Origin of the sequence: Stenotrophomonas sp. UBA7606 (assembly GCF_002477705.1) — a bacterium.
In the GTDB taxonomy this organism is placed as follows: Bacteria; Pseudomonadota; Gammaproteobacteria; order Xanthomonadales; family Xanthomonadaceae; genus Stenotrophomonas.
In genome coordinates, this window is record NZ_DLJW01000042.1 from 1 (window position 1) to 23,624 (window position 23,624).

At 63.9% G+C, this 23,624-nt stretch carries 15 protein-coding genes; 8 read left to right on the forward strand and 7 right to left on the reverse strand.

Annotation, left to right across the window (positions count from 1 at the left end; translation table 11 throughout):
• From B2527_RS05755 to B2527_RS05770, 4 genes are all read right to left on the reverse strand, one after another.
• Positions 1–1,961 (reverse strand): valine--tRNA ligase (locus B2527_RS05755; protein ID WP_293706577.1); only part of this gene is annotated, 1,961 nt, incomplete at its 3' end.
• A gap of 30 nt (positions 1,962–1,991) precedes the next feature.
• Positions 1,992–2,180, reverse strand: coding sequence for a YqaE/Pmp3 family membrane protein (locus B2527_RS05760; RefSeq protein WP_293706578.1), 189 nt, complete (start codon positions 2,178–2,180; stop codon positions 1,992–1,994).
• Between the two features lie 12 nt (positions 2,181–2,192).
• Positions 2,193–2,615, reverse strand: coding sequence for a DNA polymerase III subunit chi (locus B2527_RS05765; protein ID WP_293706579.1), 423 nt, complete (start codon positions 2,613–2,615; stop codon positions 2,193–2,195).
• A 117-nt stretch (positions 2,616–2,732) separates the two neighbouring features.
• Positions 2,733–4,220, reverse strand: a complete 1,488-nt coding sequence (locus B2527_RS05770) for a leucyl aminopeptidase (RefSeq protein ID WP_293706580.1) — start codon at positions 4,218–4,220, stop codon at positions 2,733–2,735.
• A gap of 104 nt (positions 4,221–4,324) precedes the next feature.
• Here B2527_RS05770 and lptF point away from each other — a divergent pair, with 104 nt between their 5' ends.
• Positions 4,325–5,410, forward strand: a complete 1,086-nt coding sequence (lptF, locus tag B2527_RS05775) for an LPS export ABC transporter permease LptF (RefSeq protein WP_293706581.1) — start codon at positions 4,325–4,327, stop codon at positions 5,408–5,410.
• A complete protein-coding gene (lptG, locus tag B2527_RS05780) occupies positions 5,407–6,513 on the forward strand; it encodes an LPS export ABC transporter permease LptG (protein ID WP_293706582.1) in 1,107 nt (368 codons plus the stop codon). Before lptF ends, lptG begins: the two co-directional genes overlap by 4 nt.
• A 376-nt stretch (positions 6,514–6,889) precedes the next feature.
• Here the strand turns inward: lptG and B2527_RS05785 are convergent, their stop codons facing one another.
• Positions 6,890–7,351 carry an RDD family protein gene (locus B2527_RS05785; RefSeq protein WP_293706583.1) on the reverse strand — a complete coding sequence of 154 codons (462 nt, stop codon included), beginning with the start codon at positions 7,349–7,351 and terminating at the stop codon, positions 6,890–6,892.
• Positions 7,352–7,423: 72 nt separating this feature from the next.
• On the opposite strand from B2527_RS05785, the gene xerD reads away from it, so the two are divergent.
• Both xerD and B2527_RS05795 read left to right on the forward strand, forming a co-directional pair.
• A complete protein-coding gene (gene xerD, locus B2527_RS05790; RefSeq protein ID WP_293706584.1) occupies positions 7,424–8,401 on the forward strand; it encodes a site-specific tyrosine recombinase XerD in 978 nt (325 codons plus the stop codon).
• Positions 8,402–8,516: 115 nt separating this feature from the next.
• The gene (locus tag B2527_RS05795) at positions 8,517–9,287 is read left to right on the forward strand and encodes a DsbC family protein (protein WP_293706585.1); all 771 of its coding nucleotides are present in this window, start codon (positions 8,517–8,519) and stop codon (positions 9,285–9,287) included.
• Between the two features lie 79 nt (positions 9,288–9,366).
• Here the strand turns inward: B2527_RS05795 and B2527_RS19530 are convergent, their stop codons facing one another.
• Positions 9,367–11,517 carry a glycosyl hydrolase family 18 protein gene (locus B2527_RS19530; RefSeq protein WP_343124740.1) on the reverse strand — a complete coding sequence of 717 codons (2,151 nt, stop codon included), beginning with the start codon at positions 11,515–11,517 and terminating at the stop codon, positions 9,367–9,369.
• Between the two features lie 319 nt (positions 11,518–11,836).
• On the opposite strand from B2527_RS19530, the gene purL reads away from it, so the two are divergent.
• The 3 genes from purL (at position 11,837) to B2527_RS05820 (ending at position 21,503) form a co-directional block, all read left to right on the forward strand.
• Positions 11,837–15,718, forward strand: coding sequence for a phosphoribosylformylglycinamidine synthase (gene purL, locus B2527_RS05810; protein WP_293706586.1), 3,882 nt, complete (start codon positions 11,837–11,839; stop codon positions 15,716–15,718).
• 446 nt (positions 15,719–16,164) lie between these two features.
• Positions 16,165–19,521, forward strand: a complete 3,357-nt coding sequence (locus B2527_RS05815; RefSeq protein ID WP_293706587.1) for an ESPR-type extended signal peptide-containing protein — start codon at positions 16,165–16,167, stop codon at positions 19,519–19,521.
• 137 nt (positions 19,522–19,658) lie between these two features.
• Positions 19,659–21,503 carry a S8 family peptidase gene (locus B2527_RS05820; protein ID WP_293706588.1) on the forward strand — a complete coding sequence of 615 codons (1,845 nt, stop codon included), beginning with the start codon at positions 19,659–19,661 and terminating at the stop codon, positions 21,501–21,503.
• A gap of 113 nt (positions 21,504–21,616) precedes the next feature.
• Here the strand turns inward: B2527_RS05820 and B2527_RS05825 are convergent, their stop codons facing one another.
• Positions 21,617–21,805 carry a hypothetical protein gene (locus B2527_RS05825; protein WP_293706589.1) on the reverse strand — a complete coding sequence of 63 codons (189 nt, stop codon included), beginning with the start codon at positions 21,803–21,805 and terminating at the stop codon, positions 21,617–21,619.
• Here B2527_RS05825 and B2527_RS05830 point away from each other — a divergent pair.
• Positions 21,804–23,615: a S8 family serine peptidase gene (locus B2527_RS05830; protein ID WP_293706590.1), complete on the forward strand. Its 1,812-nt coding sequence runs from the start codon at positions 21,804–21,806 to the stop codon at positions 23,613–23,615. The genes B2527_RS05825 and B2527_RS05830 overlap by 2 nt on opposite strands.
• The last annotated feature ends 9 nt before the right edge of the window (positions 23,616–23,624 follow it).

Sequence of the window (23,624 nt, forward strand, 5' to 3'; positions counted from 1 at the left end):
CCCTCGGTGTTCATCAGGGTGAAGCGGCTGGCGTTCCACAGCTTGTTGCAGAAGTTCTTGTAGCCCTCGGCGCGGCTCATGTCGAACTTGATGTCGCGGCCGTGGGTGGCCAGCGCGGCAATGGTGAAGCGCAGCGCATCGGCACCGTGGGCGATGATGCCGTCCGGGAATTCCTTGCGCGTGGCCTTCTCGATCTTCTCGGCCATCTTCGGCTGCATCAGGCCATGGGTGCGCTTGGCCACCAGGTCGTCGATGCTGATGCCGTCGATGATGTCCAGCGGATCGAGCACATTGCCCTTGGACTTGGACATCTTCTGGCCCTGGCCATCGCGGATCAGGCCGGTGATGTAGACGTCCTTGAACGGGATCTGGCCGGTGAAGCTGTCGGTGGCCATGATCATGCGCGCCACCCAGAAGAAGATGATGTCGAAGCCGGTGATCAGCACGTTCGACGGCAGGTAGCGCTCAAACCCGCGCTCGGCCATCGCCGCTTCGTTCGGCCAGCCCAGGGTGGAGAACGGCCACAGCTGCGAGGAGAACCAGGTCTCCAGCACGTCGCTGTCCTGGGTCAGCACCACGTCGGCATCCAGCCCGGCCTTGGCGCGGGCCTCGGCCTCGTTGCGGCCCACGTAGCAGTTGCCGGCCTGGTCAAACCACGCCGGAATGCGATGGCCCCACCACAGCTGGCGGCTGATGCACCAATCCTGGATGTTCTCCATCCAATGGCGGTAGGTGTTGATCCAGTTGCCCGGCACGAACTTGATGCTGCCGTTCTCAACCAATTCCAGGCCGCGCTTGGCCAGCCCGTCCATCTTTACGAACCACTGGTCGGTCAGATAGGGCTCGATCACCTGGCCGGTGCGGTCACCACGCGGCACCTGCAGCTTGTGCGCCTTGGTCTCGACCAGGATGCCCAGGTCTTCCAGCTCGGCCAGGATCAGCTTGCGCGCCTCGTAACGGTCCAGGCCACGGTACTTTTCCGGGGCGTTCTCGTTGAGCGTGGCGGTGGTGGTGAACAGGTTGATCATCGGCAGGCTGTGACGCACGCCCACCTGGTAGTCGTTGAAGTCATGCGCCGGGGTTACCTTGACCACGCCGGTGCCGAAGGCCTTGTCGACGTAGTCGTCGCCGATCACCGGCACACTGCGGCCGGTCAGCGGCAGGGTCACGCGCTTGCCGATCAGGTGCGCGTAGCGGCTGTCTTCCGGGTGCACCATCACCGCGGTGTCGCCCAGCAGGGTTTCCGGGCGGGTGGTGGCCACGACCAGGGAGGTGCGGGTTTCGCGCAGGGTCTCGTTGCCGTCGGCATCCACCTCGACGTGCTCGTAGCTGGCGCCGTCTTCCAGCGCGTAGGCAATCGACCACATGAAGCCGTCTTCTTCCACGCTCTCCACTTCCAGGTCGGAAATGGCGGTCTTCAGCACCGGATCCCAGTTGACCAGGCGCTGGCCACGGTAGATCAGGCCCTGCTCATGCCAGCGGATGAAGGACTCGATCACCGCCTCGCTCGGGCCCGGGTCCATGGTGAAAGTGCTGCGCGACCAGTCGGCCGAGGTGCCGAGGCGGCGCATCTGGCCTTCGATCACGTTGCCCGAATGTGCCTTCCACTCCCACACCTTGCCGATGAAGCCATCGCGGCCCAGCGAGTCGCGGGTTTCACCCTTGCCTTCCAGCGCCAGGTTACGGCTGACCACCATCTCGGTGGCGATGCCGGCGTGGTCGGTACCCACCTGCCACAGCGTGTCGTAGCCACGCATGCGGTGGTAACGGATCAGCGCATCCATCAGCGTCTGCTGGAAGGCGTGGCCCATGTGCAGGGTGCCGGTGACGTTCGGCGGCGGCAACAGGATGGTGTAAGGCTCGCCCTTGCCGGACGGCTTGAACAGGCCGGCCTTCTCCCACGACTCGTAGAGCGCGGTTTCAAAGGATTTGGGGTCGTAGCTGGAGGCGAGTTGGGTCATGCGGGGGAACCGGTAAAAGCGGGAGGGGGATCAGCGGCCGAGTGCGCGCTGGATCTTTTTGTCGGTGTGGTACTGGCTGACGGCATATGCAGCCCAGATGGCTGCGGGAAGCCAGCCAATCAAGGTGAACTGCAGGATGAGACAGACAATGCCGGAAATCGGACGACCAATGGTGAAAAAGGCCAGCCACGGCAGCAGGATGGCGATCAGCAGGCGCATGGGTGTCTTCCTTTACATGTCGTATTTGTTGAGCGTGTAGTTGGCGGCCTTGTACTGGCGCCAGCGTTCACGCAGCGGTTCACGTGCGGCCGGGTCGGCCGGCACCACTTCCAGCACCCGGTCGCAGGCACCCAGGTAGGGTTCGTCGCGCAGGTTGATCACCAGCGGCCGCTCCGGGGCTTCGGCGCCGGGTGTGGCGATCAGTACGATGGCCTCTTCCTCGTCCACGTCCTCGCCGATGATCTGGTGCGGGATGTAGGCGTCCGGGTCGAACGACCACAGCAGCTCGTCCAGCTCCTCGGCCTGGGCCTGGTCGCGGGCCAGTACCAGCGTGTACAGACCGCCGTCGTTGGCCTTGCGGGCAAGCTCGCACACCAGTTTCAACGGTTCGGTGAGAAAACGCGGCTTGGCGATCAGGTAGAAGTCGGCACGCATGGTCTTTGGGAATCGGGAGTGGGGAACAGGGAAAGGGAACAGCGGCGCGCGACCACATGTCTGCGCGCCGGCAAGGTATCAGGAGTTTGGCTTCTGCCTACTCCCGATTCCCTTTTCTCAATTCCCGGCGGTACTGGCAACGCGATCCAGCAGCCACTGGGTCAGCAGGCCCACCGGGCGACCGGTGGCCATGCCGCGCTTGCCTTCGTCGCTGGCAACGCCGGCGATATCCAGGTGCGCCCAGCGCTGGCCTTCGGTGAAGCGCGACAGGAAGCAGCCGGCGGTGATGGCGCCAGCCCAGCGGCCGCCGATGTTGTAGACGTCGGCAAAGCTGGAATCCAGCATGCCCTGGTACTCGTCCCACAGCGGCAGACGCCAGGCGCGGTCGAACACGTGCTCACCGGCGGCGGTCAGTTCGTTGGCCAGGTCGTCGTGCTTGCTCATCAGGCCGGCGGTCTGGTGGCCCAGGGCCACCATGCAGGCGCCGGTGAGGGTGGCCACGTCGATCAGTGCGGCCGGCTCGAAGCGCTGCGCATAGGTCAGCGCATCGCACAGGATCAGGCGGCCTTCGGCGTCGGTATTGCCCACTTCGATGGTCTTGCCCGACATCGAGGTGATCACGTCGGACGGGCGGTAGGCGTTGCCGTCGATGGCGTTTTCCACCGCCGGCACCAACACCACCAGGTTCAACGGCAGCTTGGCCTTGACCGTGGCGACGAAGGTGCCGATGACGTTGGCGCCACCGCACATGTCGTACTTCATTTCCTCGATGCCGCCCTGGGTCTTCAGGTTGACGCCACCGGTGTCGAAGGTGATGCCCTTGCCGACCAGCACGTAGGGCTTGGCGTCACCGCCGTTGTTCCACTTCAGCACCACCAGCTTGGGGCGGTTGGCCGAGCCACGGGCCACGGCCAGCAGCGAGCCCATGCCCAGCGCTTCCATCTGTGCCTCGTCCAGGATCTCGGCCTCGGCGCCTTCATGCTCGGCGGCAAACTTGACCGAGGATTCGGCCAGGTAGGCCGGGGTGCAGTAGTTCGGCGGCAGGTTGCCCAGCTCGCGGGCGTATTCCACGCCGGCGGCGATGGCCTGGCCCTGCTGCAGCGCGGTTTCATCGCTGCTGGCGATGGCCAGCGATTCCAGACCCGGGGCTTCGGGCTTCTTCTTGCCCAGGGTGGCGGTGTAGCGGTAGCTGGCGTGGTTGGCGGTGATCACCGCCTGGCGGACATTCCAGGCCGCATCGCGGTCCTTGACCTGCAGTTCGTTCAGGGTGAACAGCGCGCTGCGGGTATTGCCGCTCTTCAGGGCGCGGGCGGCGTCACCGGCGGCCTTCAGGTACTGGGCCACGCCGAACTTGGCCGGGTCGCCCAGGCCAACCACCAGCACGCGCGGGGCGTTGACGCCGGCCAGGTCGTGCAGCAGGGTGGTGTTGCCGGTCTTGCCGCCCACGTCGCCGCGCTCGACCAGGGTGGCCAGGCGGCCGCCGGAGGCTGCATCCAGGGCCTGGGCAGCCGGCGACAGCGACTTGTCAGAGAAGGCGCCAACAATGACGCAATCCACCGCGGCGGAGACCGGGGCGGCGTGGTTCAGGGTGAATTCCAGAGACATTGATCAGATTCCGTTGCCAAATCCGTACAATCGCAGGCTGTTTACGCCAGGCCACCAGGCCGGGCGCGCCGCGGACTAAACCGAGAGTTTAAACCACCGACCCTATGGCAAAGCTTGACCGCTACCTTCTGAGTGACTTCGTCCAGAGCTTTCTGGCCACTTTGATCATCCTGTTGGTCGTCAGCGTAGGCGGTGTGCTGGTGGATGTGCTGGGCAAGGTGGCCGACGGCCGCATCCCGGCCGGCCTGCTGCTGTCCCAACTGGGCCTGCAGTTCATCGTCTACCTGCCCATCATCCTGCCGCTGGCGCTGTTGCTGGGCATGGCGCTGGCCATCGCGCGGTTGTACCGCGACTCGGAGATGGCGGTGCTGACCGGTGTCGGTGTGGGCCCCAAGCGGCTGCTGCGGCCGATCCTGATGCTGGTACTGCCGGTGGTGGGGCTGGTGGCGCTGTGCTCGCTGTGGTTAGGCCCCTGGGCTGACCGGACGGCGGAGGAAATGGTGGATGACGCCAGCCGCAGCATGGTGGTTGCCGGGCTGGAGCCAGGCAAGTTCACCACCTTGTCCGGCGGTGGCATCGTCTATCTGTCCTCGCTGAGCGAGGACGGCACCAAGATGGGCCAGGTGTTCATGCAGCGGCAGAAAGACGACCGCATCGACGTGGTGTCGGCCAACAGCGGCGCCATGTTCTTTGAGGGCGAGCGCCAGCGCTTCCTGCGGCTGGAGGACGGCTACCGGGTCGAGGGCCCGGCCAACGGTGAGCTGGACTACCGCCTGATGCGCTATGCCAGCAACGAGGTGGCCTTGCCCGACCGCGATGAGGTGCGGGACAAGGACGACCCCGAGATGATGCCAACCAGCCAGTTGTTCAGTGACCCGCGGCCGGAAGCCAAGGCCCAGCTGCATTGGCGCATCACCCCGCCGCTGTTGGCCCTGGCTTTTGCCCTGCTGGCCCTGCCGCTGGCCCGCAGTGCTCCGCGCCAGCAGCGCTATGGCCGCATCATGATGGCCTTCCTGGCCTATATGGTCGGGGTCAACCTCAGCATTCTCGGCCGCCAATGGCTGGCTGACGGCAAGATCCCGATGGGTATCGGCATGTGGTGGTTGACCGTCCCCCTGCTGGTGTTCGCGCTATGGCTGTATTTCCGTGATGGGCGCCTGGTCCGCCGCCGTGCAGGAGCGAAGGCATGAGGCTGACCCCGCGTATCCATGATGTCTACGTTGGCCGTACCGTGCTGGCGACCGTGCTGCTGGTGTGGCTGGTGCTGCTTGGGCTGGACGCGATCATGGCCTTGTCCGGCGAGGCCAAGAACATCGGCACCGGCAGTTACTCGTTCGGCCACGCGCTGGCGTGGACCTTTTACACGGTGCCGCGCCGCGCCTACACGCTGTTCCCGATGGCCGCTGTGATCGGTGCGCTGATGGGCCTGGGCCAGTTGGCGGCCACCTCGGAGCTGACCGCACTGCGCGCAGTGGGCCTGTCACGCCGCCGCATCGCGGTGTCCGTGGCCATTTCGCTGTCCCTGTTGACCGTGCTGATGGTGGTCAACGGCGAAACCCTGGCCCCATGGGCCCAGAACCGCGCCGACGTCCTCAAGACCAGCGCCCGCTTCAACACCGACATGGCCAGCGCCCGCTATTCGGGGCTGTGGGCCCGCGAAGGCACCACTTTTCTCAACGCCCAGACCGGTGAGGAACAGGTGGACCAGGATGGCCAGTCGCGCTTGCTGCTGCACGAGGTCCGCCTGTATACGCTGGACCAGAAGGGCAATCTGGCCAGCCTGACCTATGCGTCCACGGCCCGCCATGACGCCCGCGGCTGGGTGCTGGAGAACGTGCGTACCGATACCTTCGGCGAGCGCTCGGCGACCCGCCAGATCGTGGCCAGCAAGCCCTGGGATTCCAAGCTGGATGCAGCCGCACTGGCATCGGGCCTGGCCAAGCCGCGCAGCCTGAGTGCCGCCGAGCTGAAGACCAGCATCGACTATCGCAAGCGCAATGGCCTGGATGCCCGCGACTACGAAGATACGTATTGGAGCCGCTGGTTCTATCCGTTGAACGTCTTGGCGCTGTGCCTGGCGGCGGTTCCGTTCGCGTTCGGCTCGCTGCGCAGTGGCGGCATGGGCAAGCGCCTGTTCCTGGGCATGCTGTTCGCCATCGGCTTCCTGCTGCTGCAGATGTTCTTCGGCCGCATGGCCGGTGCGTTGAAGTTTGATTACCGCATTGCCTATGCGTTGCCGCCGATCCTTATGCTGATCATCTCCAGCTGGTTGTCACGACGCAGGGTGGGGTGAGTGCGGTAGTGCCGAGCCATGCTCGGCACCTGCTTTTGCTCCCTCCATTTCGCGCTGTGAAGGGCAGGGCAGGGGTAAGCCGTTGGCGGTTTGCAGCAGCGAATCGCTCGCCGTCTGCGTAAGCGGGGTGGGGGTGAGCACCGTCGTTTGCCGGTAAAGCCCCTGCCGAGCATGGCTCGGCACTGCAGTTTCATCGGCCTTGTGCCGTTCAGGCGGTCGTGCAGGGTCGGCCGTTTGCGGTCGATTGCTGGTAAAGCCCCTGCCGAGCATGGCTCGGCACTACAGTTTCATCGGCCTTGTGCCGTTCAGTCGGTCGTGCAGGGTCAGCTGTTTGCGGTCGTTTGCCGGGAAAGCCCCTGCCGAGCATGGCTCGGCACTACAGTTTCACCAGTCTTGTGCCGGTCAGACGGTCGTGCAGGGTGAGCCGTTCGCGGTCGAACAGTGCCCAGACAAAGCCTGAACCGGCCAGCAGCAGTGACAGCGTGGCCAGTGCATAGCGTTTCCACAGCAGTGCCCGGCTGGCGGGCTGCCCGTCGGCGGTCTGCACGCGCAACCGCCATGGCCGCATGCCCAGGGTCTGCCCCCCGCGCTTCCAGCTTTCGGTGGCATACAGGCCGGCAACCAGCCAGCAGCTGAGCCACAGCAGCCATTGCAGCGCACTGAACGGATGGATGTTTTCACGGCTGGCATGCCCGGACAGGGTGTAGCCCACGGTGAACAGGGCCGAGACCAGCATCCACAGCGCCAGCACCGGCCACAGGTCGTAGAACAACGCGGCCAGGCGGCGCAGCAGCAGGGCGGAGGGTCGCGGGGTGTCGGCAAGGGCGGGTGCGCTCATGCCCCCGAGCATACGGCCTGTCGGTGTCCGGCGGCATGGGCAGCGGCCGGTGCACGGCCTATCCTTGGGGTGATGCCTGCTTCCATGACCCCTGCCGAACGCCGCCAACTGGTACAGCAACTGCCCCCTCTGGGCGATGCCGATGGCCGCCATATCCAGCGTTTTCTTGATGCGATCTGGGCCGAACAAGGCCTGGCGCGGGCCTCATTGGACAGCTATCGGCGCGATCTGGAAGGGCTGGCCCGCTGGCGCGATGGCGCCAACGGGGGGTTGGCAGGCGTGGACAGGGCGGGGCTGTTCGACTACCTGGCCTGGCGTACCCGGCACGGCTGGTCGGCGCGCAGCAACGCGCGCCTGCTGTCAGCGCTGCGGGCTTTCGTTGGCATGGCGGTGAAACGCGGCGAGCGCGCGGACGACCCCGCCGCACTGCTGGAGCCGCCCAAGCTGCCGCGTTCCCTGCCCAAGGCCTTGGCCGAAAGCCAGATCGAAGCCCTGCTGGGCGCGCCGGATGCCGCCACCCCGCACGGCCTGCGCGACCGCGCGATGCTGGAGTTGATGTATGCCGCAGGCCTGCGCGTCAGCGAACTGGTCAATCTGCCAGCCAATGCCGTGAATCTGCGCCAGGGGGTGCTGCGGGTAACCGGCAAGGGCAGCAAGGAGCGGCTGGTGCCTTTGGGTGAGGAATCCCAGCATTGGCTGGAGCGCTACCTGGCCGATGCGCGCCCGTTGCTCACCGCTGGCAAGGCAGTGGCTGCCACCCCGGATGGGCAGGTTCCGCTGTTCGTGGATGAAGCGCGCAAGCCATTGACCCGGCAGCAGTTCTGGCTGTTGGTGAAGAACAGCGCGGCGGTTGCCGGGATAGATCCGGGCAAGATCAGTCCACATGGGCTGCGGCACAGCTTTGCCACCCATCTGCTGAACCATGGCGCCGACCTGCGCGCGCTGCAGATGCTGTTGGGTCACAGCTCGCTGTCCACCACCCAGATCTACACCTTGGTTGCCCGCGAACACCTGCAGAAGCTGCACCGCAAGCACCACCCACGGGGCTGACCGGTGCCATCGGGCGATGGCGGCGGCGCAGGCTGCAACAGGCCCGAAAGAGGTTGTCTCTACGTCCGCACAGGGGGTGTGCGAGAATCCGTGGGTTCTCTTCCGATGGGTCGCCATGTTCCGATTTGCCATTGCCGCGCTGTTTGGCGCGATCAGCCTCACCGCCTGTGCGCAGCAGCAGGCCCCCGTGGCCGCCGCCAGCGCCACTGCCCCGGTTGCCGATGGCCCGGTCGAAAAGCACGTGCGCGACGCCCTCAAACAGCTGGACCCCAACCTGCAGCCCGAGTACATCGGCGCAGCGCCGTTCCCGGGTTTCCGCGAGGTCCTGGTATCCGGGCAGGTGCTGTACGTGACCGATGATGGCCGTTACCTGCTGCAGGGCACGCCGTACGACATCGAGAAGAAGGCCCAGGCCACCAGCGCGGGCCTGCTGGCCTATCGCCAGCGTCTGCTGGCGACCCTGCCGCATGCCGACCGCATCGTGTTTGCGCCGCCGAATGCCAAGCACACCATCAGCGTGTTCACGGATATCGAGTGCGGCTACTGCCGCAAGCTGCACCAGGACATCGCCGAGCTGAACCGCAATGGCATTGCGGTCGAATACCTGGCGTTTCCGCGCATGGGCCTGGCCAGCAAGGACGCCACCGACATGATCTCGGTCTGGTGTGCCAGCGACCGCAAGGCCGCGCTGACCGCTGCCAAGACCGGCCAGCCGGTCCCGGCCAGGAACTGCACCAACCCGGTGGCCATGCAGTACAACCTCGGCCAGCAGCTGGGCATCAACGGTACGCCGGCAATCTTCGCCGCCGATGGCACCCAGTTGGGTGGCTATGTGCCGCCGGCACAGCTGAAGGCGACGCTGGATCGCATGGAAGGCAGCCGCTGAAGGCTGCGTCCCAGCCTCTGGGTAGTTGCAGACAACGCCCCTGCCGGCAACGGCAGGGGCGTTGTGGTTCTGGTGGCGCTTATTTCAGGCCGTTGCCGATGCTGTTGACCAGGGTGCCCTGTGCGTCATCGCCGCTGAACTCCCAGAAGAAGGCACCGCCCAACCCCTGCGCTTTGATGTAGGCCATCTTGCGGCCCAGCATTTCCGGCGTATCCACGCTCCAGAAGGTGTTGCCGTCATACAACCATGTGGCCTGTGCGAGCGGGTCGGTATGGACCGGCCAGCCCAGGTTCTTGAGTACCTTCCAATCCTCGATGCCGGCTTCGTACTTGCCTGCCGCCGGCCGCCCGCTCTGGTACAGACCGTTGTTGGTTCGCGCCACGCCCGTCCAGCCGCGGCCGTAGAAGCCGACGCCGAGATTCAGCTTGGCGGCCGGGACGCCGCGTTGCAGGTAGGCCTCGATGGCGTCGTTGCTGTTGTACAGGGCGGCGTCACCGGTTGAAGGATCTGCCGGGGAGTGGAACAGGGCGCTGTGGTGATTGGTGGTGCCTGCCCAGGCGCCATGGAAGTCATAGGTCATCACGTTGATGAAATCCAGGTAGCGGTGGTACGCCGCCGGGTCGGTAGGGCGGATCTTGTCGATGCCGGCGCCGACCGCCACGGTCAGCAGCAAGCCCGGCCGCACCGCGTCCAGCTGGCGGCGGAATTCGGCCAGCAGGGCGGTGAAGTTGTCGCGGTCGGCCGACGTGCCGCAGGCCAGGCCGCAGGCGGCCGGGTATTCCCAGTCGATGTCGATACCGTCGAAGACACCCGCGGCCACCCCCTTGCCACCGGCGTTGTCGGTGAAGGGCAGATTGCCCTTGATGTAGGCATCAATGCAGGACGCGACGAAGGCCTGGCGGTTCTCCGGGCGTGCGGCGCTGGAGAAACCGCGTGACCAGGTCCAGCCGCCGAGCGAGATCAGCGTCTTCAGCTGCGGGTATTTGGCCTTGAGCTGCTTGAGCTGGTTCCAGTTGCCGCGCAGCGGCTGGTTCCATTGGTCGGCGACACCGCTGACGCTTTCGCTGGCGCCAACGCTGCGGGTGTAGTCGGCATAGGCATCGCCGCCCGCGCCGCTGGCCGGATCGGCGGCCTGGGTGATGCCGACTTCGCAGCGGTTGTTGCGGACGTTGCCGAAGGCGTAGTTGATATGGGTCAGGCGTGCCGCCGAGCCGCTGCTGTCGATGTTCTTGACCCGGTAGTTGCGGCCGTAGATGCCCCATTGGGTGAAATAACCGATGACACGTTTGCTGCCCTCACTCGGGGTGCCCGGGTCTCCCGGCCCTCCTGGACCGCTGCCGCCGCCGTCCTCGGCCAAGGTGGTGACGCTGACCATGGCGCTGAGTGCCGAAGCGTTGCCTGCCTTGTCGCGGGCGCGCACGGCATAGCGATAACTGGTAGCTGGGGTCAGCGCGGTATCGGTATGCCCGGTGGCGGCAATCGAGGCGATCTGCGTACCGTCGCGGTACAGGTCATAGACGGCGATGCCGCTGCCGCCGGGGTTGTCGCTGGCAGTGTTCCAGCGCAGCGCGATGCGGGTCGGGGTGCGCGCCTGCACGCTGAGTCCGTCCGGGATCGAGGGTGCGGTGCTGTCGTTGTCCGGCGCGGTGACAGTGACGCTGACCGTGGCCGAGGTGGTGCTGGCATTGCGGTCATCGGTGGCGACGGCACTGAGCAGGTAGTTGCCGGCTGCGGCGTTGCGCCAGGCAAGGCTGTAGGGCGCGCTGCTGACGCTGCCCACGGAATGGCCGTTGCGGAAGAATTCGACCTTGCGGATGCTGCCGTCGCTGTCGGTTGCAGCAGCTTTGAAGGTGATGGTGCTGCCGGCGCTGAACGTGCTGCCTGCGCTGGGCGAGGTCAGGTGGACCTGCGGCGGCTGATTGGCTGCCGGTGCGCCATCAACGCAGCGGCCCAGGTTGTCGTAGTAGTGGCGGCCAGCGGGGTGGTCCGGTGGTGCGTTCCAGATGGTCTGGCGTGCCTTGTACAGCACGCCGTCTTTCTGCAGGGTATCGCCGGACTGGTAGATGGTGGTTCCCAGCCAGGGGCCGACCCCTGCGCAGTTGGCGGCCTGTGCCGTCGGCAGGCCGCTGGCTGACGCGAATACCAGGGCCAGTGTCCAGCCCAGCCGCGCGCTGTGGCGGTGCTGGCGGGTGTGTCGGGGTCTTGCAGGGCCTGTGGGATGGTCCGTCATGGCGGGTTTCCTTCTGCGGTTGGCTAGTGCTTGTGCGGTGTCTTTGGGGCACGCCTTCGGCAAGGCGGGCGCGCTTGCGCCCGGCCTTGGAACGGCGGGGAATGCTTGCTGGACCCGGATCCGGGCTGCTGAACCGGCACGCAAGTGCCGGCCGATTGAGGATAACGTTGTCAAAATCAGCGACGCGGTTTGCCCTGCGCAGCTGACTGTCGGTGTGAACCGCGTCATCCCTGAGGACTTCCGGTAGTCGGCCTGCTGAGGCTTGGGGCGGCCGAGTCCGGTACAATCGCGGGCCGATTCCCACCATGGTCTCCCGGACATGATCGTCCTCGAGGGCGCAGCTGCCCTTTCGCCGTTCCGCCGCGAACGTCTTGAATCTCGCCTGCAGTCCATTGCCGCCGATCTGCGCATTACCGGTGCCTGGCACGTCTATTTCACCCAGGCTGCCGATGCCGGCGCGGTCGACCAGACCACGCTGGGCCGCATCCTGCAGGGCCAGCCAGAGGCCGCCGAGCGCGCCGCTGGCGCGATCTCGCGCTATGTGGTGCCGCGCCTGGGCACCTTGTCGCCGTGGTCGAGCAAGGCCACCGAGCTGGTGCGCGGTGCCGGCCTGCCGATCCAGCGCGTCGAACGCGGCACCCGCATCGACCTGAGCGGCTGGCCGACCGATCCGGCCCAGCAGGCCGCGCTGGTCAAGCTGCTGCACGATCCGATGACCCAGTCGCTGCTGGACGACATCGGCCAGGCCCAGGCGCTGTTCAACAACGTCGGCCGTGGCAGCCTGGAGCGCATCGCCCTGGATGACCTGGAAGGTGCCAACAAGCGCCTCGGTCTGGCCCTGGCCGATGACGAGATCGATTACCTGCGCCAGCGTTACAGCGAACTCGGCCGCGATCCGTCCGACGTCGAGCTGATGATGTTCGCGCAGGCCAATTCCGAGCACTGCCGGCACAAGATCTTCAACGCCAGCTGGACCATCGACGGCAACGCGCAGGACCGCTCGCTGTTCAAGATGATCAAGAACACCCACCAGCAGACCCCGCAGCACACGCTCAGCGCGTACAGCGACAATGCAGCGGTGATCGAAGGCGAGCCGGCCGCGCGCTATCGCCCGGACCCGGCCACCGGCAAGTACCGCAGCGAAGCGGTGGTGCCCAGCGCCTTCCAGATCAAGGTGGAAACGCATAACCACCCGACCGCGATCGCGCCTTTCCCGGGTGCCGCGACCGGCGCCGGTGGTGAAATCCGCGACGAAGGTGCAACCGGCCGTGGCGGCAAGCCCAAGGCCGGCCTGACCGGTTTCTCGGTCTCGCACCTGCGCATCCCGACCCTGCCGCAGCCGTGGGAAGCGCCGCGCGCGCTGAACCCGCGCATGGCACCGGCCCTGGACATCATGCTCGACGGCCCGCTGGGCGGCGCTGCGTTCAACAACGAATTCGGCCGCCCGAACCTGCTGGGTTATTTCCGCAGCTTCGAGCTGCCGGAAGACGGCATCACCCGCGCATACGACAAGCCGATCATGTTGGCCGGTGGCCTGGGCGCGATTGATCGCGTGCAGGTTGAAAAGCTGCAGCTGCAGGCCGGCGACGCGGTGATCGTGCTCGGCGGCCCGGCCATGCTGATCGGTCTGGGCGGCGGTGCGGCCTCGTCGGTGGCTTCGGGCGAGAGCGCCGAAGACCTCGACTTCGCCAGCGTGCAGCGCGACAACCCGGAAATGGAGCGCCGCTGCCAGGAAGTGATCGACCGTTGCGTGGCCATGGGCACCAACAACCCGATCAAGTTCTTCCACGACGTCGGCGCCGGTGGCCTGTCCAACGCCATCCCCGAACTGCTGCACGACTCCAAGGTCGGTGGCGTGATCGATCTGGGCAAGGTGCCCACCGACGATCCCTCGCTGTCACCGCTGGAACTGTGGTGCAACGAGTCGCAGGAACGCTATGTACTGGGCGTGGCGCAGGAGCGCCTGGCCGAGTTCGCCGCCATCTGTGCGCGCGAGCGTTGCCCGTTTGCCGCCGTCGGCGTGGCAACTGCGGAGGAACACCTGGTCGTTGCCTATGGCGCGACCCCGGGCAACACCCCGGCCGATGCACCGATCGACCTGCCGATGGACGTGCTGTTCGGCAAGGCACCGAAGATGCACCGTGACACCGTGCATCCGCCGGCACCGCGCTGGCCGTCGCTGAAGACCGCCGGCATCGACCTGCATGACGCTGGCCTGCGCGTGCTCGCACACCCGACCGTGGCCTCGAAGAGCTTTCTGGTCACCATCGGCGACCGCAGCGTGGGTGGTCTGACCGCGCGCGAGCAGATGATCGGCCCGTGGCAGCTGCCGATGGCGGACGTTGCAATCACCCTGGCTGGGTTTGATACCTATGCAGGTGAGGCGATGTCGCTGGGCGAACGTACCCCGCTGGCACTGCTGGATGCCGCCGCATCGGCACGCATGGCGGTGGGCGAAGCCATCACCAACCTGTGCGCCGCACCGGTAACCGCGCTGGATACGGTCAAGCTGTCGGCCAACTGGATGGCCGCCTGCGGCCACAACGGCGAAGACGCGCTGCTGTATGACGCGGTCAAGGCGGTGGGCATGGAACTGTGCCCGCAGCTGGATATCAGCATTCCGGTGGGCAAGGACTCGCTGTCGATGCAGGCGCAGTGGCAGGCCGATGGCCAGACCGGGAAGTCGGTATCGCCGGTGTCGCTGGTGATCTCCGCCTTTGCCCCGGTCAGCGATGCCCGCCAGCAGCTGACCCCGCTGCTGGACCGCGAAACCGACAGCGAGCTGTGGTTGATTGGCCTGGGCGCTGGCAAGCAGCGTCTGGGCGGCTCGATCCTGGCGCAGACCCAGGCCGACCACAGTGCATTGCCGGCCTTTGCCGGTGAAGTGCCGGACCTGGACGACCCGCAGCGCCTGCGTGCGTTCTTTGAATTGATCCGCGATGCGCGTGCGTCCGGCCTGTTGCTGGCCTACCACGACCGCAGCGACGGCGGCGCGTTTGCCGCCCTGTGCGAAATGGCCTTCGCCTCGCGCCTGGGCCTGGACATCGTGCTCGATGCCTGGGGCGATGATCCGTTCCGCAGCCTGTTCAACGAAGAACTGGGTGCCGTGGTGCAGATCGCCAAGGAAGACCGTGCCGCGTTTGCCGACCTGGTCGAGCGTCACGCCCTGACCGAATGCGCGCAGCGCATTGCACGCCCGACTACCGCACCGGTGGTGCGCGTGCAGCTGGGCGGCGACAGCGTGGTGGAATGGCGCTGGGAAGAATTGTTCGATGCGTGGTGGTCGGTGACCCACGCCATGCAGAAGCTGCGTGACAACCCGGATGCGGCGGACCAGGAGCGTGCGATTGCGCGCAACTTCAACGCGCCGGGCCTGAAGCCGAAGCTGGTGTTTGACCCGGCCGAGGACGTGGCTGCACCGTTCATCGCCAGCGGCAAGCGCCCGAGGGTGGCGATCCTGCGCGAGCAGGGCGTCAACGGGCAGATCGAAATGGCCAACATCTTCGAACGTGCCGGCTTTGAAGCCTACGACGTGCACATGAGCGACCTGATCGAAGGCCGTGTGCAGCTCGCCGACTTCCGTGGCATCGCTGCCTGCGGTGGCTTCAGCTACGGCGACGTTCTGGGTGCCGGCCGTGGCTGGGCAACCTCCATCCTCGAGCGCCCGGCGCTACGTGAGGCCTTTGCGGCCTTCTTCGCCCGCCCGGACACCTTTGCGCTGGGCGTGTGCAACGGCTGCCAGATGATGAGCCAGCTCAAGGACATCATCCCCGGTGCCGAGCACTGGCCGAAGTTCCTGCGCAATGCCGGCGAGCAGTTCGAAGCCCGCACCGCATTGCTGGAAGTCGTCGAGTCGCCGTCGATCCTGCTGCGTGGCATGGCTGGCTCGCGCCTGCCGGTTGCGGTGGCACACGGCGAAGGCCGTGCCGAGTTCGACAGCGCGGTGGACCAGGCAGCAGCCAGCATCGCGCTGCGTTACGTCGACGGTGATGGCCGCGTGGCCACCCAGTACCCGCTGAATCCGAACGGCTCGCCGGACGGCATCACCGGCCTGACCACCAGCGACGGCCGCGTCACCATCCTGATGCCGCACCCGGAACGCACCCCGCGCACGGTCAACCTGAGCTGGGCGCCGAGCAGCTGGAGTGAGGATTCACCGTGGCTGCGAATGTTCCGCAACGCAAGAGTATGGTGTGGCTGAACAGGCGGAAGCGCCGAAAGATAGTTTCAGTACATATGAAAACGAAAAAGCCCGCAGGCCAACGTCTGCGGGCTTTTTCCGTTCTGGAATGTAGATTTCCGTCTGGTCCGTGCACTGTGCCCGCATGTGTTCATACAGAGTTGTTTGTAAAAAAAAATCCATGACGTTTCCTCGTTGAGCGCGCATTTCCTGCGCCGTATCTGCTTTTTTTTTGGATCAGTCGAAAACTTGACGTTCAAAAGATACAGCTCCAAAACTCCGCACGCCTTGCAGGCGCCCAAAGATTCGTAACGGGGAATCAGGCGCACACGGCGGAAGTGAATCTGCCGTGCCCAATGGGATCTGGGAGCAGGCATCCAGCAGGAAAACAAGGACTGAGCACGTCGAGTGCAGCGGTATGGCTGTGTCTACGCGCAAGTAAACAATCATTTCGGGAGCGGTTTTCGATGAATCTGATTTATCGCAAGGTGTGGAGCAGGGCATTGGGCCAGATGGTGGTGGCGTCGGAATTTGCATCATCGCAGGGCAGATCCACCTCCATCGATAAGCGCACACGGTCAGATTTGCGCTTGTTGGTATTGGCCATCACGTTTGCGCTTGGGGTGGCTGCCGACAACTCACACGCGCAAGCTCAGTCGTTTGCTGGTGGGGGCAGTGATCAGTGCGACACACTTTATAGCGCCAACGTTGGTGGATGTGCCGGCGAAGGAATCAGTGTTTCGCTTGGCGCACGTGCCTACACCGCGAATGACTACGCATTGGCGTTGGCTCAGATGCCATTGAATGGCGCTCTTGTCGGCGCCAACCCGGTGAACCCAGCTCAGTCTTTCGCGCCAGCCGCCAGCGCAGCCAGTACCGGCCAGTACTTCAGCGCCAATGGCGTGGGTGACGGGAACGATGATGCAGTCGCCAGCGGTTCTGGATCATTGGCGGCGGGCGTTGGCTCGCATGCTGTGGGAGTTGAGAGCACGGCTGTTGGCAGCTACAACGAAGCAGGGGGCGACTACACCACCGCGATCGGTTACGAGAATGCCGCCCTGGGAACCAGTAGTTCGGCTGTGGGCAGCTTCAACCAAGTCAATGGCGAAAACGCCAACGCGTTTGGTACCACAAATTTTGTTGACGGCGCCAATGCCACGGCAGTGGGCAGCAACGCGGTGGCCCTAGGTGCGGGTAGTTTGGCATTGGGCAATATGGCGCAGGCATCGTTGGAGCGGGCTTTGGCTGCCGGTGATGGAGCCAAAGCAGATGCGCTGGACAGCATCGCGTTGGGTTCCAACGCGTTGGCAGAGGCAAGTAACGCAGTGAGTTTGGGAGTAAATGCTCAGGCGGCGAATATCGATAGCGTCGCGCTTGGCGCAGGTTCCGTGACCGATCGCGATCTGAGCGTGTCGGTGGGCGATGCAGGCAGGGAACGTCAGGTAACTCATGTCGCTGCAGGCACAGAAGGGACTGATGCCGTCAACCTGAATCAGCTCAACGAGGTGGCTTCAGTTGCCGAAGAGACCAGCAAGTACTTTGTTGCTGAGGGAACAAACGAGAGTTCAGCCGGTGCCTATGCGGAGGGCTACGGTGCCATAGCCATTGGTGAGGCTGCCAGTGCCATATCTGAAAGTACAATCGCGATAGGCGAAGGCGCTACTGCCGTTGCCAAAAGTGCCTTGGCCTTGGGTCACAGCGCCTTGGCGCAGGGGCAGGACAGCATGGCGATGATGGGGGGGGCTACGGCGGAAGGGGACGCCAGTATTGCGGTAGGCACAAACTCTTGGGCGGCGGGGAGTTGGTCCATCGCGCTCGGAGAGTCCGCAACGGCACTCGACGATGCAGCCTTCGCCGCGGGTGGTTTTGCAGAAGCTGGCTTTCAATCGGTGAGCGTGGGTTTCAACGCCACGGCTGGCGATACCTCCGTCGCCATTGGTGGCTCGTACATCATTGATGAGCTGGCATTCAGCGCCGAAGCGGCGGGTTATGCCTCCGTGGCTGTGGGTGCCGGCGCATTCTCCGCTGACTACGCCGGGGTTGCCTTGGGCGCCATGTCTGAGGCAAGCGAGCAGAAAAGTGTGGCCATAGGCTTTCGTGCGAGGGCTCAGGCACACGACAGCATCGCGTTGGGCGCTGCCTCATTGGCCACGCGTGCGTTTACCGTATCTGTGGGCGATGTTGGATTCGAACGACAGATCGTCAATGTCGCACCTGGTACGGAGGCCACCGACGCGGTCAACAAGGGGCAGTTGGATGCGGTATCCGCAGTGGCTGAAGGCACCAACAAGTTCTTCAAAGCGACAGCGTCAGTGGATAGCGACGCGGGCGCGGGTGCGGCCGGTGAGGGCGCACTTGCCGCCGGCGAGTCTGCCAATGCGTTTGGTGATGCGGCCGTGGCCCTGGGAAACAAGGCAAATGCATTGGCGAACGGAGCGGTCGCACTGGGCGGAAATTCATTGGCACTGGGGACTGATAGCGTAGCGCTGGGGTCAGGTTCGGTCGCGATGGAAAGCGACGTGATCTCCGTAGGCAGTGGCGACGGCCTCAATGGCCCGGCTACGCGTCGTATCGTCAACGTAAGCGATGGCCAGGTTGCCGCCGGCAGCACCGACGCAGTCAATGGTGGGCAACTGAACGACACCAACCAACGCGTTGGTGTGGTGGAGACGCGTGTGGACGCCATTGACAGCCGTATTGTTGAGGTTGAAGGGGTCGCTGCCAACGCCATCAGCTATGACGATGACACGCGCAGTACGGCAACGCTGAAGGGTGCCAACGGATCTGTCATTGACAATCTCGCCGCCGGCAACGTGGCTGCCAACAGCATGCAGGTGATCAATGGCGGACAGTTGTACGACGCTCTTGGTTCTGTGGCGAGTTTGATGGGGGGCGGCGCTGCGCTGGGCCTGCAAGGCGCATTCATTACTCCGACCTATCTGGTGCAGGGCGCTAGCTACCACACAGTTGGTGATGCTTTGGCGGCCTTGGACACCAAAGTGACTGCGCTTGGCAGCCGCGTGCCGGACGTCAACGGTGACAAGGGTGTGGTGCTTGGAGATGACGCGAGCGCGGACCAGACCAGTGGAACCGGCATCGGCCATGGGGCCTCAGCCAATGGGGTGAATGACACCGCGGTTGGCAACAGGGCCACGGTGCTTGCCGACAACGGCACGGCCTTGGGCGCCAGTGCAACCGTGGCGTCGACGGCGAAGAACGGCGTGGCTGTAGGTGCGGGCGCCATCGCCTCGGCAACCAACAGCACCGCGCTGGGGCAGGGAGCCTCGGCCTCGGGAAGCAACAGCACCGCGTTGGGACAGGGTGCCAGTGCTGTTGCCAACAATTCGGTTGCGTTGGGCCAAGGTACGGTTGCTGATCGGGACAACAGCGTTTCTGTTGGGAGCAAGGGTCATGAGCGCCAGATCACCAATGTTGCCGCCGGCACCGGCGATACCGACGCGGTCAATAAAGCCCAGCTTGACCAGGGTGTGATGTCGGCCAACCGCTATGCCGATGGAAAGTTCGCAGGCCTCAATGACAGCTTTGATCTTCTGCGCAGTGATGTGAACAAGGAGCTGCGGCATATGGATCGCCGCATTGACCGTCAGGGCGCAATGAGCGCAGCGATGTTGAACATGGCTGTCAGTGCCGCGGGAGTGCGGACTGATAACCGTGTTGGTGTCGGCGTGGGCTTTCAGGGGGGGGAGTCTGCATTGTCGCTGGGTTACCAGAGAGCGCTGAGCGAGCGGGCCACGCTTACCGTCGGCGGAGCCTTCAGCAGTGACGACAGTTCTGTGGGCATCGGTGCCGGCTTCGGCTGGTGAAAGCTGTTTCATCCTTGTGCGTCAGGCGCAGAACGTGAGTCGTTGATCATCCAGCAGACAACCGGATTGTTGCTCGCCATGGCAGCACATCACGACTGCGTCCCACCTCCATCATTTCAAATAAATCGAGAATCCTCATGAAGGGAAATACCCAGCAATGCCTGTTAGTCGCAATGGCGCTAGCCACGTCGATGCAATCCGCGGACGCCATGTTGCCAATCTCCAAAGGTGGCAGCACCAATGTGCCAGCGAGCATCACCGGTAGCGCAGTTGGTACCCAGTATCTGGTCAAGTACCGTTCGGGCAGCGCTGAATCGCGCAGCACCACCAGCGTAGATGCCGGTCTGAGTGCGGCTGTCAGCCGGTCCGGATTGTCCAATGCGCTGCCTGCCACAGTTGGTCGGGCACCACGTACGGCGGTTGTCGCTTCACTCGTTCGTCGCTTGGGGCTGCCGGGTTGGAGCGTGGTGAAGACGTCGCGCCGAATGGATGAAACGGAAAAAGCATTGTTCCTGCGCGAACTCCGCGCCAGCCCTGCAGTGGAAAGTGTCGAGGAAGACAGGATATTCACCGTGGCCGAACGCGTACCCGTCACGCCGGATGACCCTGATTACAGCCGCTATCAGTGGAATTTCTTTGATCCACACGTTGGCGTGCACGCGCCTGGCGCATGGGCCTATTCGCAGGGTGAGGGGGTAGTGGTTGCCGTTGTGGATACGGGCATCGTATTTGGTCACCCCGACCTCGCGGACAGTGTGTTGCCAGGCTACGACATGATTACCAGCCCATTTTCATCCAAGCGCGAGCAGGCCGGCCGTGTGCCCGGCGGCTGGGATCTCGGTGACTGGAACGATGAGGGACAATGTGGAGATGGCGTCGCCAAACCCAGTAGTTGGCATGGCACTCATGTAGCGGGAACGATTGCACAGGAAGCCAATAACGGAAGGTGGGGGGCGGGCCTGGCTTACAAGGCCAAGGTGGTTCCGGTACGCGTGATCGGAGCCTGCGGTGCGTCCCTCGGGGACGTCATCGATGGGGCCGTCTGGGCGGCTGGTTTGGAAGTGCCAGGCTTGCCCATCAACCAGAACCCCGCCGACGTCATCAACATGAGTCTTGGTGGCCCGGGACAATGCGGTGCTCCATTGCAGTCGGCGATAGACATGATCACCAACCGCGGCACTATTGTCGTGGTCGCAGCTGGTAATTCCGGGTCGCCTGCGGAGTTTTTCTCGCCCGCGAGTTGCAATAACGTGATTACCGTAGGCGCAACGGGCGAGGACGGAGGTAAAGCCGGCTACTCCAATTACGGCCTGAAGGTTGACATTGCCGCGCCGGGCGGAAGCGGTGCCAACGTGCCTGTCTCAAGCTATCAACAGGGCATCTTCCAGCTTGTGAATGGAAGCCGCACCTCACCCGATCCGAATAGCTGGCGGACTGCCGGGCATGAGGGTACCTCTATGGCCAGTCCACATGTTGCCGCCGCTGCAGCGATGATTCAGAGCGTAGCTGCTACGCCGTTGACAACTGCGCAGATGCGCGAGTTGTTGCAGAGCACTGCCACGCCACTGTTGAAGCCAATCAATGGCATTGGAAGATCGGTAGGTGCAGGCATCCTCAACATTGAGGCGGCATTGATCAAGGTAGTCGAGCCCGCTTGCTTCCCGAACTGTGCGTTGGCGGCTACCCCGCTGATCAATACGCGGGTGCTTGCCGTTTCCGGGGCGGCGGATGAGGAGCGGGTCTATCGCTTCGATGCTTTGGCCGGCAAGCCACTCACCATCATGACCTACGGTGGTACCGGCAACCTGACGTTGTCCGCGAGCTTCAACAAGGAGCCTGGCAGCACGTCGGCGGAGGCACGTTCAAGTGGGCCGACAAGCACCGAAACCCTGCGCTTTGCAGCGCCAAAGACGGGCACCTATTACATCAAGTTGTCGGGGGTTTCTGCTTATTCCGGCGTGAGTCTGGTTGCCCGCCAATAGTTTTCATCCGGGACGTAAATTCGTCCGTTCAGTGAAGACTGGCGTGCATTTCACGAAATGCGTCACAGCGCGCCAGCTCAGGAAATTTTTCCATAACTTTCTATCGAGAGCTTTCAAGTGGAAATCAATCGGTTATTTTCATCGGCTGTAGTGGGTTCTGTGATGGCCGGGCTTCTCAGTCCAATGTGTGCTAGCGCCGCAGCAATACAGCCGACCAGATCGGCGGCAGCGGTGATTGCGGTGTCGCCCACTGCGGCGATTTCCAATTCCCGCTTCATGGTGAAGTTCAGTGCGGGCAGCATGGATTTTCGTGACACAGCGTCCGCCAACCGCTCCATCGGTCAGGCAGTGACGCGTGCAGGTATCAATGCAGGTAGCAGCTCCAGCCTGCCTGGTGCGGCGGCTCCCGTTGCGAGTGCCGCACTGCTGCGAAGAATGGGTATGCCTGGCTGGAGCGTCATCAAAGTCTCGCGCAGCTTGAGTTCTGTGGAAGAGGCGGCATTCATACGTGAACTGAAGGCCAATCCCTCAGTCGAACGGGTTGAGCGGGACGAATTGATGTTCCCTTCTGCGGCGGCACGCGCAAGCGCCAGCGCACTCCCCAACGACCCGGACTTTTCCAGGTATCAGTGGAACCTGAACAACCCCAAGTATGGGGTGCATGCACCCGAGGCGTGGGCAAGCAGCAAGGGGGAGGGGGTCGTTGTAGCGGTTTTGGACTCTGGCGTGGCAAAAGGAAACCCAGACCTGGAGGCGAATGTCCTACCGGGCTATGACATGGTGTCGTTTAAAGAGATGTCCCGGCGCGGTATCGATGGCCGCGTGCCAGGGGGGTGGGACGTCGGCACTTGGGTCGAGGAAAACTACTGCACGCAGCTTACGGGCGAGACCCATCCGGCCGAGCGCAGCAGTTGGCATGGGACCCACGTGGCAGGCACGATTGCGCAGTTGACCAACAACAGCATCGGAGCGGCCGGCGTTGCGCCGTTGGCCAAAGTGCTGCCGGTGCGGGTGCTGGGCTCGTGCGGTGGCCTGACCAGTGATATTTCGGATGGCATTGTGTGGGCTGTAGGGGGAGACGTGCCGGGTTTGCCCATCAACCCGAACCCGGCTGAAATTCTCAATATGAGCTTGGGCCGACCGGATACGCCTGTCTGTCCTCAGGCCTATCAGGAAGCACTTGATTTCGCCAACGACAAGGGTGCGATTGTTGTGGTGTCCGCAGGTAATCGCGACACCGGTGCAATGACGCAGACGATGGGCAGCTGCGAGGGCGTTCTGGTAGTCGCCTCTTCGACATTCCAGGGTGAAAAGTCCGATTTTTCGAACAAGGGCTGGCCAACCGTATTGGCTGCACCTGGTGGCAACGAGGTAGGGCGTGGTAGCGAATCAGGTGAAGCAACGTCTTTTATCTGGCAGATGATCAACGGCGGTGATCGAGGGCCGGAGCCGGGCAACTGGATGCTCGAAGGCTATGCGGGTACATCGATGGCAGCGCCTCATGTTGCAGCCGCTGCGGCAATGATTCAAAGCGTCGCCAAGTCGCCATTGAATCTTCGCGAAATGAAAGTGTTGTTGCAACGTACGGCAAGTCCGCTGTCAAAATCACCAGTACCTACCAGCGTCCCATTTCCGCCGCCTGCTGGAATTACGCTTGAGGAAATTTTCGGCATCGGTCCCGGTATCCTCAACATAGCCGCAGCCTTGCGAGAATTGGCCACTCCCACCTGTGATCTTGAGAAGCCCAGTTGTGTGGATCGTTGTGACCCTGTGCTGACTGATTGTGGACCTGGCACGGCGCCCGTTCCGCTCTTAAACAAGCGTGCAATCATTGTGCAAGGAAAACGTAGCACCGAGTCCCTGTTCAGCTTTGATGCCCGCGCCGGGCAAGTGCTGAACTTCATGACCTATGGCGGGTCCGGTGACATCAGCATGTACGTGAGTTATGGCAAGAATCCAACCATAGTCACTGCAGAAGCGAGGTCGAGCCGCCGCAAGTCCAACATCGAGACCGTTCGTTTCCAAGCACCAAAAGCTGGCACCTATTACATCAGGTTGGCGGCTAGTTACCTGGAGGACTACAAGGGTGTGACGCTGACAGCGCGGCAATAGTGTGGAGCT